The sequence below is a fragment of the Zunongwangia sp. L-65 genome, from assembly GCF_056859415.1.
Genome location: NZ_JBSXOK010000075.1, coordinates 41441 through 56837 on the forward strand (window position 1 = coordinate 41441; position 15397 = coordinate 56837).

General features: G+C 35.2%; 12 protein-coding genes. 5 read left to right on the forward strand and 7 right to left on the reverse strand.

The window, feature by feature from the left end; translation table 11 throughout:
- Positions 1-68: 68 nt before the first annotated feature.
- The 4 genes from AC13DP_RS16765 to AC13DP_RS16780 all read right to left on the reverse strand — a co-directional run bounded on the left by AC13DP_RS16765 (position 69) and on the right by AC13DP_RS16780 (position 4263).
- A complete protein-coding gene (locus AC13DP_RS16765; protein ID WP_272956841.1) occupies positions 69-878 on the reverse strand; it encodes a hypothetical protein in 810 nt (269 codons plus the stop codon).
- Positions 879-917: 39 nt separating this feature from the next.
- Positions 918-2111, reverse strand: coding sequence for a GTP-binding protein (locus AC13DP_RS16770; protein WP_272956843.1), 1194 nt, complete (start codon positions 2109-2111; stop codon positions 918-920).
- Between the two features lie 304 nt (positions 2112-2415).
- Complete coding sequence (locus AC13DP_RS16775) at positions 2416-2826, reverse strand: Fur family transcriptional regulator (protein WP_228250666.1); 411 nt, start codon at positions 2824-2826, stop codon at positions 2416-2418.
- A gap of 270 nt (positions 2827-3096) precedes the next feature.
- Entirely contained in the window at positions 3097-4263 is a 1167-nt protein-coding gene (locus tag AC13DP_RS16780) for a hypothetical protein (protein ID WP_483068148.1), read from the reverse strand.
- Between the two features lie 304 nt (positions 4264-4567).
- On the opposite strand from AC13DP_RS16780, the gene AC13DP_RS16785 reads away from it, so the two are divergent.
- On the forward strand, positions 4568-5173 hold the full coding sequence (locus AC13DP_RS16785; protein ID WP_483068149.1) for a hypothetical protein: 606 nt from the start codon (positions 4568-4570) through the stop codon (positions 5171-5173).
- A gap of 203 nt (positions 5174-5376) precedes the next feature.
- A complete protein-coding gene (locus AC13DP_RS16790) occupies positions 5377-5634 on the forward strand; it encodes a CBU_0592 family membrane protein (RefSeq protein ID WP_228250669.1) in 258 nt (85 codons plus the stop codon).
- On the opposite strand, the gene AC13DP_RS16795 is transcribed toward AC13DP_RS16790, so the two are convergent.
- Positions 5612-6211, reverse strand: coding sequence for a TetR family transcriptional regulator (locus AC13DP_RS16795; RefSeq protein WP_228250670.1), 600 nt, complete (start codon positions 6209-6211; stop codon positions 5612-5614). The genes AC13DP_RS16790 and AC13DP_RS16795 overlap by 23 nt on opposite strands.
- A 166-nt stretch (positions 6212-6377) precedes the next feature.
- On the opposite strand from AC13DP_RS16795, the gene AC13DP_RS16800 reads away from it, so the two are divergent.
- From AC13DP_RS16800 to AC13DP_RS16810, 3 genes are read left to right on the forward strand one after another with little or no spacing between them, the layout of a single operon-like run.
- Entirely contained in the window at positions 6378-7634 is a 1257-nt protein-coding gene (locus tag AC13DP_RS16800; RefSeq protein WP_483068150.1) for an alkaline phosphatase family protein, read from the forward strand.
- Positions 7635-7639: 5 nt separating this feature from the next.
- A complete protein-coding gene (locus AC13DP_RS16805) occupies positions 7640-10735 on the forward strand; it encodes a SusC/RagA family TonB-linked outer membrane protein (RefSeq protein ID WP_483068151.1) in 3096 nt (1031 codons plus the stop codon).
- A gap of 3 nt (positions 10736-10738) precedes the next feature.
- Entirely contained in the window at positions 10739-12193 is a 1455-nt protein-coding gene (locus AC13DP_RS16810) for a SusD/RagB family nutrient-binding outer membrane lipoprotein (protein WP_483068152.1), read from the forward strand.
- Positions 12194-12422: 229 nt separating this feature from the next.
- Here the strand turns inward: AC13DP_RS16810 and AC13DP_RS16815 are convergent, their stop codons facing one another.
- Together AC13DP_RS16815 and AC13DP_RS16820 are read right to left on the reverse strand one after the other, a co-directional pair.
- Positions 12423-14819, reverse strand: coding sequence for a WG repeat-containing protein (locus AC13DP_RS16815; RefSeq protein WP_483068153.1), 2397 nt, complete (start codon positions 14817-14819; stop codon positions 12423-12425).
- A gap of 34 nt (positions 14820-14853) precedes the next feature.
- On the reverse strand, positions 14854-15288 hold the full coding sequence (locus tag AC13DP_RS16820) for a hypothetical protein (protein ID WP_049771456.1): 435 nt from the start codon (positions 15286-15288) through the stop codon (positions 14854-14856).
- Positions 15289-15397: the final 109 nt, after the last annotated feature.

Below are 15397 nucleotides of genomic sequence, written 5' to 3' on the forward strand. Positions count from 1 at the left end.
GTAAAAAGTGATTAATTGTAAAACCAACCATTATGAAACTTTACCGGCTTGTGTTATTGATTTTTTCTTTATTTAAGGCTAACATTACGTGTTACATCATTATAATCGCCTTCGATTGGCTTGCCATCTGCATCTAAAAGTTGTAGCCTGATCTTTACTTCGCCTTTAGGTAGCCCTTTAATAATGTATGGTTGCCATTTCGTAATCTCAAAACTTTCGCCGTTAATCGTGGCTTTAACATAGTTGCCGTTTTCTGAAAGCTCGGTATTTAACAGGAAAAAATCCAACATTAGATTTTCGGTATCTTTACCGGTATATTCTCCTTTTGGTCTACTATAAATTAAGGTGGGTTTATTGAGATCTACATTGGACTGTCGTTGAGGTGAATTCCCTACTTCAATGGTTTTTGCGACAAAAGAATTTGCGTTTTTAACCGATTCATGATAGGATCTACTTAAGAAAGCAACAATATGGTGTGTACCTTCAGAAAAGTCTTTAGAAAAGTTGGGTTCGTAGTGCGCCGAATAAGGATTGTTATCCACGATAAAATGAATATGCTGTCCTTTATCTGAATTGGCCAAAGTTTTAGTAATCTCGTTTTTATCTGTTTGCGCTCCTAGTTCGTAGTTTTCTACTTCAAACTTAAAATCAATCGTATTTTTGGAAAATTGATCACCTGATGGAGCAGTTAAAGAAAGTTTAGCATCACTAAAAGCAGGAGAATCCAGTAAAGGTTCAATCGTAATCTGCGAAATACTATCTCCCTGAGATGTTTCTTCAACTTGCACATTTTCACTTGCTTTTTTATCCTGATTCTTACAGGAAGAAAAACTAAGCAGGGCTACTGCAGCATAAAGAGGTAAGATTTTGTAGTTCATGTTGTTGATTTTTAGTACTTATTTTTTGGTTTAGTTATTTTAAACAGGCCATACATCCTGAAGCTGTAAACTTCCTGATTGCCATGTGTTCATTTCCGAATTCGTTAGAAGACAGTTATTTAAATTTTCTTCGAGTTTTTCCTTATCGTAATTTATGCCAATAAAGACCAACTCATTTTTACGATCTCCTAATTTGGGATCCCAATTTTGCTCTATGTTTTCCTGATTTTCTAGAAATACCGGATGATCGATGCGCTGATTAAATGGCATTGATGCCCACCATACTCCAGCAGGATCTGTTTTAAAGGATCCCCCGGCGCTACTCCAAATAAGCGCCTGATCTGGGCGAGAAGCCAACCAAAATAATCCTTTGCTCCTGATTATTCCATGTGGAAAATTCTCCATGAGAAAATTAAATAAGCGTTCGGGATGGAAAGGTACTTTGTGTTTAAAGGTAAGCGAGCTGATGCCGTATTCTTCCGTTTCCGGATTATGCTCATTTTCCAGTTCTTTGATCCATCCGGCAGAAGCTTCTGCTTTTTCAAAATCAAAATAACCGGTATTAATAACTTCCTTATAATCAACCTGCGCATGACGGGTTTCAATAATCTTCGCGTCAGGATTTAAAGCTTTAATGATACTATGAACCCGCTGTAACTCTTCCGATGATACCAGGTCGGTTTTGTTTAGCAGAATGACGTTTGCAAATTCAATCTGATCTGTCAGTAAATTTACAATGCTACGATGATCTTCTTCATCGCTGGCCAATTGTCGGTCCTCTAGAAGCTCTGCACTCGAGAAGTCATTCAGAAAATTAAAGGCATCAACCACTGTGAGCATACAATCGATATAGCTGATGTCTTTTAAATTAAACTGGCCCAAATCATCCTCAAAACTAAAGGTTTGCGCCACAGGAATCGGTTCAGAGATACCTGTACTCTCAATAATTAAATAGTCAAACCTTTTTTCTTCTGCCAGTCGAGCCACTTCGATCATCAGGTCTTCCCTAAGGGTGCAGCAAATGCAACCATTACTCATTTCAACCAGTTTTTCCTCGGTTTTAGAGAGTGTATGCTGATTTTCGACAAATTGCGCATCAATATTGATCTCGCTCATATCGTTAACAATCACTGCCAGTTTCATTCCCTCGCGATTATGAAGTAAATGATTGAGTAGCGTTGTTTTTCCTGCTCCTAAAAAGCCACTAAGTACAGTAACCGGAAGTTTTTGCATATCGTTGTTACTTGACATGCCTCAAAAGTATAAAAGAGAATTAATTAAAGCAACTTTGTTGCATTATATTTTTTTGGTAATATGTAATTGATGAAACAGCTATTATATAGCCTGTTCTTTTAACCTCTTATGGAACATTTAATTCGTTTTAAAAATATAATTTAAAGACTAGCATTTAAATATCATTCCAGTAAATGTAGACAAGAATATGCAGGTATAGCCTGAAAATATGTTTTACCAGACACTTGAAAAATCGGAATTAGTAAGTGTTCCAACAACCCCTAAATTTTAAAAAGCGATTAGTTTAATTAGTGCTATTCATACAGCGTTTGCAAGTACCAATAAGTAACAACTGTGTTTCTCTGATCGTGTAATTGTCAAGTTGCGGTACTTTTACGGTTTCGGGTAGACATTCTACTTTTCCACAAATTTCGCATTGAAAATGCAGATGATTATGAATATGCTTAGGAGGTTCTTCCTTGCAGCTTTTGCATAACGCGTAAAATGATTTTCCGTTTTGTCCGGTAACAAAATGAATTTTTCCGGCCTCCACAAAACGATCGAGCATTCTATAAACCGTAGTTTTATTAATATTATCGGCTAATTTTTCTCTTATTTCATCTGCTGTTAATGCTTTTGTTGCGTTTTTCAAAAGTTCTAAAACGGCTTTTTGATGTTTCGTATTTCGGGTTTTCTTTTCTTCAGCAGTTTTCATTATCATCCTATTTGGTAGGGTAAATTTAAGCTTTATCTAAAGAACAGAAAATTTTTAATTCCTCAATAACTAATTCGGTTAATCCTTATCCCTTAGTGGTTAACGCCAATGGGTTTCTTACTTCATAGAAATTATCACAACGCTTTTTCGATCTAAAGCTTACCGACTTTGCATGGAGTCATGTAGTTATTGCTTAATGTTTTAAAAAATTAAAGCAGGCCGCAATAGCCTGCTTTAATATCAAAAAATAGAATGAAAAGAGTAACTCATTTAATGCTCATGGTTGTCTTCTGAAGTCTGAGACATTATCAAGGTAAGATTGGTCTCAAAACTTAATCCTGTAGTTGTTTGCGCTTCAACTTTAATAAGATACTCACCCGCGTTTAAACTGTGGTTATGAGCAACCTTAACCTGTCCTGTTTCAGGATCTATGCTGATGATTTCTTCCTCGTTGCTAAATACAGTCCCATCTTTTTCTATGCTTAGTATAGAAAAGGATTTCTTATATTTTTCAGGATATATTTGGGGAGCAGATGACTGGTAAGCTTTATGTAGGGGGATATGTAATCGATTGGTATAAATAGTTAGGTTTAGATCTGCATAATACATACCGTACAGGAATTTTATTTCAGGAATAAAGCGTATACGAAACTGTCGTGTGGCCAATGTAAATCCGTTGCGTTCTAAAGATGCAACCAGGTCGTAAGTCCACTCTGCTTCCTGATCTGGATCTCCAGGTTTTTCAGCAAATGATACTTTGTTATCCTGTAGTATTACTTTCTGATCTGGTCGTCCGTTTTGATGTAATTGCCATTTTGTATTTTCGAGGCCTAAACCTGCTGTCGAGAGATGATAAGTTATAGCATCACTATCCTTATACATTTGATAGGCAAAAGGAATGGCCATACTATTATCCATTTCTTCAATTTGAACACTGGCGGGAGCAATTTTAAGGAAAAATGTTTTGCTAACCGGTAAATAAGTTGGGGAGGCGCTAGCGGTTAATGTTACTTCATAGGCCCCAGGTAACCTATTGCCATTAACCGAAGAACTAAAATTATTAGGGTAGAGTTGCTGACTATCGATCATCAATTTATTTGTCGTTTCCTCTACATAAATTCCCGTTCCCAATACCTGCTCCAGGTTTTTCTCACTGCTTATCTCGATATTTTCACTGTGAAATTGCAGTTCAAAACTTACATTCTGACTTTGATACTCTTCTGGCAGTTTACCAATAAAATCTTCCCCATAAGTAAGTTTTATGGTATCTGGCAATTGAAGAGGAGCCAGATACCCTACAGGTTCAATTTCTTTTGGTGGTTCCGGTACTTTCTCGGCACTAGTGTCAATCATAAAGTCATCATCGCTATCGCAAGCACTGAATAAAAATAGCAGTAGGGCGAACTGTCCCATACGCTTTACATAAAATTTGGTCATTGTTTTTTTTGCAACAATAACTCTTTTTATTTTCAAACGCAACTTTGTTGCTTTATTTAAATTAATGAATTCAATATTCAAAATTCTTTAAAAACTAAAACGATTCTCTAGGTGGAATAGAAGTATTCTTATTTGCGGTCGCTAAAAATGATAGAGACAAAAAAGCTTAAACTGAACTTCCTTTCTGTTTAAATACTGAATACCATTTCTTTTTAGGCTTAACAGTTTATTTAACTTAAACTTAATCCCCACCAATATCATTATCAGATCATATCAGCTATAATTGACCTGTCAAAAATACATCATGAAAAGACTATTATTTTTAGCTGCTATTCTATTATCTCAGCTAAGCTATGCTCAGGAAAAAAGTGAGATTTTTATTGAAAAAGGTCGTTGGGGACTGGGCGGTCATTTTTCATTTTCCAGTTTAAACAGTAAAACTTACTATTATGAATTTGCTACAGATTCTGATGCTATAAATTTGGAAGTATCCCCAAATCTTACTTATAGTTTTTCGGATAATTGGTTGGTAGGTGTAGGTTTGCGCTATACTTATACCAATTTAGATATTGAAGAGGGGGCAGTTCATGGTATGGGCATCGCTCCCACTATTCAGCGTTATTTTCCAATTTTAGACAAATTGGCTTTTAACCTAAAGGGCTCTATTGAATATTTTTATAAAAAAATTCCTTATTCTGGAGGTGAGGACGCTACTTATAAGCGTTATAGTGCAAATATCCGTCCCGGATTCTCGTATCTGATTCATAAGAGATTTGCTTTTGAAGTGAATACAGGCCTTTTGCGTTATGCGAAAATTAAGGAAGAGGGAGAAGGTCGCACGGAATTTGACAGGTATAGAGTAGATTTTGGTTTATCCAATTTTCAGCTTGGTGGAATTTTCTTTTTTTAAGACTTGTCTCTTGATTCGGATCCTGGGATCCTTTGCAAAAACTTTCTTTAATAGCAATGATAAAGAGTATAATAACACAGGGATGGTTACCGTCTTGAATCAAGAATTCTAAGTTAAAATTTGATATATTGACTTATAATGCGGGAGTGGAACGCTATTAGTATAAAAGCTGAATTTTTAAATTTTTTGTATAAATTTTTACAATGACATTCATAAGTTTTATAGGTTGGTGCGGAGCAATAATTTTTATCATTGCTTATTTTCTTCTTAGCGCAGGGTATTTATCAGCCAAAAAGCCGTTATATCACATACTAAATGTTATAGGAGGGCTGTGTTTGGTTATCAATGCAGCAACTTTGAAAGATTTTCCGAATATCCTTGTGAATATTGTATGGGCATTAATAGCTTTATTTGCTATATATAGGATTATAAAACAGCCTAAGAAAAATCCAAAAGCTTAATTGCGTATTTAATATAAAGTTTTTCCTGTTGCTCATAAGTTTGATCTTTTTGATTAAACATTCCAAGGTAGTAATAGGATCCATCGATAAGGGCAAAAATGACTTCCGTAATTTCAGGTATATTATCGTTGTAGATCACTCCTAGATTTTTAGCTTCGAGTAATTTTTTCTGTAATACCTGGTGAAGTTTTTCCAGATATTTTCTAAAACTGGTATTAAAATCTTCTTTGCGATAAATTAAGGCATAACAACTATAAAAAACACCATCATCAAAATATTTATTCCACTTTCTGGAGAATAGGTCGGTAATAAAGTTTTCCAGGCTTTTTCTATTATCCATAACTCCATACTCTATAGCATTGACCATATTTAGGTGACGTTCCAGAATATATTCATTAAGGCCAATTAAAAGTTCGTCGCGGGTTTTAAAATAGTGCATCACCAGTCCGCTACTAATTTGCATTTCTTCTGCAACTTTGGCAATTGAGGTATTTTCGAGACCAATTTTTTTAGCAATTCTATAAAAGGATTGAATAATCTCCTTACGCCTTTTTACACTTAAACTTTTACGCCCCACTAGACTTTTTAAGCAAATATACCAATTTGATTAACAAAAGCTAATGCTGCATAATTAGTAACATAAAGGGAACATTAAAGTAAACTTTTATTAATTGAACGTTCATTCAATTTATTGAATCTTCACTATACATTTGGAGTGCAAAATTTAACTTAAAATAATTGTCATGAAATTAAAAATCACTTCCATGGCCATGATGCTTCTTTTGTGTAGCTATCAGATGATTGCACAGGAAGATCGCCAAAAAGAAAAAAAGCTCGTTTTTATCATTGTAGATGGGATCGCAGCAGATATGATTCCAAAGACAAGCACACCAAATCTTGATGCAATTTCACTAAAAGGTGATTTTTCTGAAGCTTATGTAGGCGGAAGAAAAGGAACTTACTCAGAAACCCCTACAATATCTGCGGTGGGTTATAATAGTTTATTAACTGGCGTTTGGGTTAATAAACACAATGTATATGGAAATGAAATTAAACAGCCTAACTATAATTATCCAAGTATTTTTAGGCTTTTTACCAATGATTTTCCAGAGAAACAAACCGCTATTTTTTCTACCTGGGAAGATAACCGTACCAAACTGCTAGGTGAGAATCTAGTAGGTACGAATTTTCTAAAGATAGACTACGCTTTTGATGGTTTCGAAAAAGATACCCTAAACTTTCCTCATGATCCATACCGGGAGTACATTAAGAATATAGATAAGAAAGTAGCTTATCAGGCTGCAGAGTATATCCAAAATGAGGCACCTGATTTAACCTGGGTTTATCTGGAGTTTTCTGATGATATGGGACATGGGTATGGGGATAGTCCCCAACTGTATAATGCGATCACATTTGAGGATGAACTTATTGGAAAAATTTATGAAGCTATAAAATATAGAGAGTCCAATTTTAATGAAGACTGGCTTTTTATCGTAACCACAGACCATGGTCGAACTGCTAAAGATGGAAAACATCATGGGGGGCAATCTGATCGTGAACGCAGCACCTGGATTGCGATGAATAAAAAGGGGAATAGCTATTTTAAGGAGCAAATCCCGGGTATCGTGGATATACTGCCCACAATGATTTCTTTTCTTGAGCTTTATCCGGAAACTTCAGTTAAAGAAGAGTTAGATGGGGTTCCCCTTTTGGGAATGGTGGATGCTGTAGAACTTTCAGCGAATCTTGATGGAGCTAATTTAAAACTAAATTGGAAAGCACTTTCCGATACTGATACTCCGGCAAAATTTTATGTGGCCAGGACCAATAACGTTAAATATGGCGCGAAGGATGAATATGAGCTTTTAGGGAGTGCAAAAATAAAAAATGGAACAGCTGAATTTAATATAGGGAAGAAAGCTGATATCTATAAAATACTTATGGAAACTCCCAATCATAGATTGAATACATGGATCACACCAACCCAAACAAATAATTAAGCATTATGACTAAAAAAATTACGCTACTGTTGCTTTTACTAGCAACGACTATCGGTTTTTCCCAAAACCAAATTACCGGTAAAATCACTGATAATGATGGAATTCCCTTAGGAGGAGTTAACGTACTATTACTTAATTCATCAGAGGGGACCATCTCTGATTTTGATGGGAAATACAGCATTGAAGCAACGTCCCGTGATACATTGGAATTTTCTTTCATGGGTTTTCGCACCCAAAGAATAGCTGTAAAAGATCAAACAATTATTGATGTTGTTTTAGCAGAAGATGCTTCTCAATTGAATGAAGTTGTGGTTACCGCTTTAGGAATTAAGAAAGAGAAAAAGGCTTTAGGCTATGCTGTTCAGGAAGTTGATGGGCAGCAACTGGAAAAAGCAAAAGAACCTAATTTTGTTAATTCCCTTACCGGACGGGTTGCGGGATTAAATATTCAAAACTCTACAGATCTATTTCAGGATCCACAAATTAGTCTGCGAGGGGCGAGTCCGTTATTAGTTATTGATGGTATTCCAGATCGTACTACCGATTTATGGAAGGTTAATTCTGATGATATCGAAAGCATAAGTGTTTTAAAAGGAGCTACAGCATCGGCATTATATGGATCGGTAGGGCGTAACGGCGCGATAATGATTACCACAAAAAAAGGAAAAAAAGGAAGACTTACGGTTACCGTAAATAATTCGACCATGTTCCAGCCTTCGTTTATAAAAGTTCCTGAGGTTCAAACCACTTATGGAAACGGAAATCAGGGTGTTTATGCCTACGTAAACGGAAGTGGCTCTGGAACTGAAGGTGGTGGCTGGATTTGGGGGCCACGCTTAGATCAATTAGATTCTAGCACTCCTAGTGGCTATTTTGAAACACCACAATATAATAGTGAAGTTAATCCAGATACCGGAGAACTTATTCCGCTACCGTATGTATCCAGAGGAGCAGATAATATCGAAAACTTTTTTAGAACAGGATTGATTCAGACTAATAATGTAAGCGTAGACTGGGGAAGTGAAAAAGCAAGTTTTAGAACATCTATCTCTAATGTTTATCAAAAAGGTATTGTTCCTAATACCGATTTAAATAATACGTCTTTTAACCTTGGCGGAAGTTTAAATCCTTCTGAAAACCTCTCGATAAATTCTGCATTGACATACAATAAACAGTATACGGATAATTTTCCTGAAGTTGGTTATGGACCTACTAATTACCTGTATAACCTCGTGCTATGGACGGGAGTAGATGTGGATATCCGTGATTTAAGAAATTACTGGAGAGAAGGTGAAGTAGGATACCAGCAGCGTCATTTCAATGTTTCCTATTATAATAATCCTTATTTTCAGGCCTATGAATATCAGCGTGGATATAGTAAAGATAATGTCTTTGGAAATTTAAATATAGAATATAAACTTACTCCTCATTTAAGCTTAAAAGGTCGTGGAGGCACTAATGTTTATGGCTTAAATAGGACTTATAAGGAGCCCAAGAGTTATATTGGGTATGGTGCGCGTTCAAGAGGTAATTTTACGGTAGTTGATGCTACTTATTTTGATATTACTACTGATTTTGGTTTGAAATATGAAAATCAAATTGCAAATCAAATTGGGGTTTCTGGGGAATTGGCATATGTAAATTATTACCGTAAGTCTACCAACCATTCTACGGCTACAGATGGTTTAAATATTCCCGGATTTTACAATTTGGATAATAATGCTGGAGTCACCTTTATCGCCAGCAATAGAGAAGAAAAAGAGACTATTCACAGTTTTTATGGATTTGTAGATTTTGATTTTTATGATACATTTTATTTATCCCTTTCCGGGAGAAATGATAAAGTGTCTACATTACCAGAAGCTAATAATTCATTCTTTTACCCTTCTATATCCGCTTCACTGGTATTTACCGAATTGCTGAATACACCAGAATGGATGACATTTGGAAAAATAAGGGGTTCCTGGTCCCAGGTTTCTGAAGGTAAAATAGGGAATAATCCTTATAATCACATTCAGGCATACGACAAGGGAACCAGTTGGAATGGTACACCTTCTACCTATTTTGGAAATGAGCTTTTATCTTCCGACTTAAAACCCGAAACCTCTGATACCTGGGAAGTAGGTGTGAACGCCAGATTTTTACAGAGCCGTTTAGGAATAGATGTCGCTTATTACCAAACCAGGGATTATAATAATTTAATTTACAGTTCTATTTCCCAGAGTAGTGGATACAATAGTATTTTGCTGAATGGAGACGAATATAAGCGTCGAGGAATTGAAGTTGTACTGGACGGTACACCGGTAAAGACCAAAAATTTTAGATGGAATACCCAAATTAACTTAAGTCAGTATCGCAGATATCAGGAAGAAATTTATGGTGATCGTGAACAAACCGATGGATTTATTCGTGTGGGCGATCGTACAGATAAAATTTACGCAGGGGTATATCAAACCAATGAAGCGGGAGAGGTGATTTTTGAAAACGGCTATCCCGTATCAGATCCTTATTCCAGGTTTATTGGCTATAATGAGCCAGATCTTACTTATGGAATTTCAAATACCATATCTTATAAGAATGTATCCTTATCTTTTCTTTTTGATGGCCGTTTAGGCGGTTTAATGTATTCAACCACCAATCAAAAAATGTGGTGGGGAGGTACGTCACCAGGTACGGTTAATCAATATCGTGATGATGCCAATAATGGAGAAAGTACATTTATAGGAAACGGAGTTAAAGTAGTAGGAGGGAATGTTAGCTATGATGTTAACGGAAATATTTTGAATGATACCAGAACCTACGCTCCTAATGATGTTCCTGTAAACTACATCAACTTTATGCAGACCACCAGTAATGGTTATAATAAAAATTACCACTACTATAAAGAGGATTTTATTAAGCTTAGAGAGGTCACCTTAAGTTACAATTTTACAGAAAATATATTGTCTAAATTACCTTTCGATAATCTAAGCTTATCTTTTATAGGGCGTAATTTATGGCTTTCTTCTAAAATACCAAATGTAGATCCAGATCCCGGAAGGGATAATTTACAGGCACCGGCCACCAGAAGCATTGGTATTAACCTAAACGCAAAATTTTAAATCATGAAACGTATTATTGCTATTATCATATTATTGCTCCTTCCACTTTTTTACTTTACAAGTTGTAGTAAAATTGAGGATTTGCAGGAAGATCCTAATCGGGCGACTTCGGTTAGTCCAGAATTATTATTAACCAACATACAAACAAAAGCATTTAATAATGTTAGTCTATCCAGTGCGCTTGCCAGTCGATATTTATCCTATACTAATGGTGTTAACTCCAATCAATATTATAATTGGCAGCGCTCGGGTTTTGGAAAGTATGACGATTTGAAACAAGTTAAAAAAATGATGGAAGAATCTGAAAAAGCAGGGATCGAGATTTATCAAATTCTGGGACGTTTTTTCAATTCCTATTTTATAATCGATCTTACCCGTACTTTTGGAGATGTGCCTTATACTGAAGCTGTTTTAGCTACTGAAGCTATTTATCAACCGGTGTATGATTCTCAAAAGAGTATTTATTTAAGCGTACTGGATGATCTAAAGTCGGTCTCTGATGCGTTAGCCGAAAATCAAGAACCTATTGTAGGGGATATTATTTTTAAGGGGAATAAATTACAGTGGCGAAAACTTATTAATGCTTATTATTTAAGGGTATTGATGAGTTTATCCAATAAGACGGGAGATAGTGATTTAAATATTAGGTCAAGATTTCAGGAAATCATTAATAATCCGGCTCAATATCCTTTAATGACATCAAATTCTGATAATGGAGCTTTAAATTATTTTAATATTCAGGATAACCGTTATCCATATTTTAATGATAACGATTTACAAACAGCCTATTATATGGAACAAAATTTTGTCGATAAATTGAAAGATTTTGAAGATCCACGATTATTTAGGTTTGCAGAACCTAAACCAACTGCGGCTGATGATGATATGAATGACTTTGAATCCTACGGAGGATTGAAGGGTAGTGAAGATTTAAATATAAATACTTCAAAAGCTGTTTCGGGAGAAGCGAGTAGGATTGCAGAGCGATATTTTTTCGATCCCGTTAACGAGCCTAGCATTTTAATGAGCTACTGGGAGCAGGAATTTATTATTGCTGAAGCTGCGGTACGTTCCTGGATTGCTGTAGATCCTGAAACACATTATAGAAATGGAGTAGCGGCTTCTTTTGATTTTTTCAAGACACCAATGCCTGAAGATTATTTTGATAATGATCGTATTGATTTAGATGCTGGTAATGAAATTCAAAAGATTTTGGAGCAAAAGTATATTTCGATGTTTATGAATACCGGGTGGCAAATATTCTTTGAACAACGTCGCACTGGATTTCCAGAATTCAATACTGACGGAGCAGGGATTTTAAACAACGGAAGAATTCCTAAGCGTTGGATGTATCCAATGGATGAAGCAACAAATAACGCTGAGCATCTGGAGGAAGCCATTAACCGACAATTTTCTGAAGGTGATGATATCAATGCCCAAATGTGGTTGCTTAACTAAAATAAATGATCTTCGCCAGGTTTAAATAGTAATGATGAGGTGCTGTTTCGATAACTGTCGGGATCAGAGCATTTAATTTTTAAACTCAGGTTGATAATTGCATAAAAACAGGAAGCTTAATGCTTCCTGTTTTTTTATAGCGGTTTGGATTAAGTGGCTCTCTAACATTTTTAATTGTATTGATAAGAGTAAAATTTCTTGAGTTTTTTAATGAAAGCTTTTATAGAAACTACTGCCTGCGTTTTATAAATTCAATCACCTCATTAGAGCTTATCGGTAAAATATTACCATTTTTTTGAATGTATTGCCATTGTCCGTTTTTACCAAACATGAGGGGGAAATTGAATTCTGCAGTATTGCCATAAGGACGATAGGAACTAAACGGGTTAATATCATAGTTTGGGGGTAAAAGCTCTTTTCCAGACGCTGAAATCAATCCAAACTTTCTGTTTATTTCGGTGATGAAACCATTCCCATTAACCTCAGGGAAAACACTATGGTATACAGGTTTTACTAAAATCTTTCCATCAAAGTCGGCAAAACCAATTAATTTTCGATCTGAAACAGCATCTTTTTTAAAGAGTGGGAAATAATTTCGATACTGAAGATCATAAACCGTGGAAGCATTATCGGGCTCGTATATTGGAGGAACAACAAGTTCTCCTTGGCTATTGGCATATCCGTATTTTAGTTGGTCCTGGTCATTTTTAGCAAATACTGCGAATTGGCCATTGTTTAGACGAATGATTTTACTCATCATATTATCCAATAATAGTTTTCCTGTTTTTACATCATATAGATTTGTTCCTTTTTCATTTTCTACTATTAAAATAGGATAATTTTCTATGGTGCTCACCTTTTGGAAGGCTAATACCTCTTTTTCTTGCTTTTGGGCATTCCAGAGTAAATAATCACCATCTTGTTGCTGCAATAAAAAGTTTTGCTGGTAAAGCTGTTGTATGCTTTGGTATTGTAATGGAAGTATTTCCTTGCCTTTGGTGTTAAAAATTCCATAAGCAGTTTTATTATTTTTCTGGTTTTTGATAACCATGATCAGCTCTGGATTATGGGAAATTTTGCTCATGTTATCATAAATATAGGGAATTATGACTTTTTGTTGCCTGATATCATATAGGCCGGTTTGAGTTTCTTTATCCTTACGCAGTATAGCCATATCTTTTCCGAGAAAACTAATATCAGTATAAGAAGGAGATAGTTTTTCTTCACCATTGATCGTATAATAGCCTATTTTATTATTTTTTACGACTTGTACCAACTGCGGAGGAAAATCACTATCATAATACGCCTGATCTTTATGATAAACTCGCACATTGTCAAATATGGGAGGGATCAGTGCGCCAGTTTCAGGAAAAAATAGGCCCTTAAGTTCATTATTTTTTATTTGAAACACAATCTTTTCATTTCCTTCAGCAGTTTGTCGGATGATTTCGGTGATTTGCTTGTATTTTATGGGGAGTAATTCTTTATTTTCTTTAGTTAATACGCCATATTTGCCATTTTGCTTTATGTAGAAATAATCACCTATCTGGATAATTCGTTCCCGATAGATAGGGGGAACAATAGTTTTTCCAAGGGTATCGAGAATACCGTATTTGCCATCTTTCTTTACAGAAAGGTAAGCCTCGTTTTGAAAGCTAGTATACAAAGCTGATATTTCATCATATTCGAAATCAGAAATTTGTACGCCTTGTTTATTAACTATCGCTTGTTTGTCGTTCTTTTCGACAATGAGTACTCCGTTTATAATCTCCAGGGAATTAAACTCAGAATCATCAAACTCTTTAGTTGAAGGAATATTTATAATAAGATTATTACCCTCTTTTTTAAATGAAGCGACCCACTGGTCACTTCGCATATTAGAATGCACATGATCATAGTTAAAAGGAATTAATATATTATTATTAAAATCTATAATTCCCCACTTACCATTTTTCTTGGCATAAATGTAAGATGACTTATGACCACAACCACCACAATAGTCAATATCATCATAGGCGATTGGGATGATTAACTTATCGGTTTTGCTATCATAAACACCCCACTTATTTCCTTCACTTACATCAAAGTACCTGTTGGTTAAAAATCTTACTTCTTCAAATTTTAAGGGTAATAACTGGTTCCCCCAACTATCTGCAAAGGTCATTTTTTGTTTTCTATAAAGTGAGAGATAGCGTTTATAATGAAATTGAATTAAATCGTAGACTATTGGAATAATTTCTTTTCCTTTATCATCAACCAACCCGTAGGAATTTTTATTGCTAACAATTTTTAACAAGCGGTCTTGGTTTTTGCGTAAACTAACAAAGCCGGCGCCGGTTGGAATAATACTGTCTATGGGATGATATTCATCTATAATAGTATCGAAAATACGCTGTCCGGTGGTATCGATATAGAAATTTGTACTATCATTTTCTACATGGGCAAATCCTCTTTCAAATACAGATGATTTAGAATATACCATCGTATCTAAACCTGGGGTTTTTCCAGGTTTTACCGTAGTATTTATTTTTTTAGGTAAAGAGCAGGACTCAAAACAAATTATAAGAAATACAAAAAATACAATCTGAATTATTTGAACTGTTTTTAATAGGATGCGTTTATACATTTTGTTGAAGCAAATTTCCATCAATTCTATAGTTTCATTTTTTTAATATACCAAACCGCTTATACAGAAGTTTATAACTATTCCATAAAAATATTATAGCTATGCTAATAATCCAGATCCAGTAGCCTGAAGCATAACCTGTTATTGGACTATAATGTCCGGCTTCGTTTATGATGATACGGTCAAAAGTCATAAATAAAAGGCCTGTTGATAAGGCAATTCCGCTTAGTATCCACGAGAGTACTGGAAACTTTTTAATGACAATCCAAGACAAAAATATAAAGGGATTTGCTAACCAGCAGATCAGGGCACCACCCATTACAAAGCCTATTGTTCCAAGAATAAAAGATCCTATAGCATCTGCACAATTATCTTCTATACAGTAGCTTTTAAAGCATAGCGAAGCTATGAATAACCCCGCACTTAGTATGACGACATGCCTGTTTAAAAGAGACCTTGGTTTTTTCAATTTGATTATCAATTTAGAGTATCCGGAAAATGATCATAGCCAATGATGCTTTATATATTATGCAATGTAGCGGAATAAATAAAGGGCCACATCCCTGAATTCCGTGAAA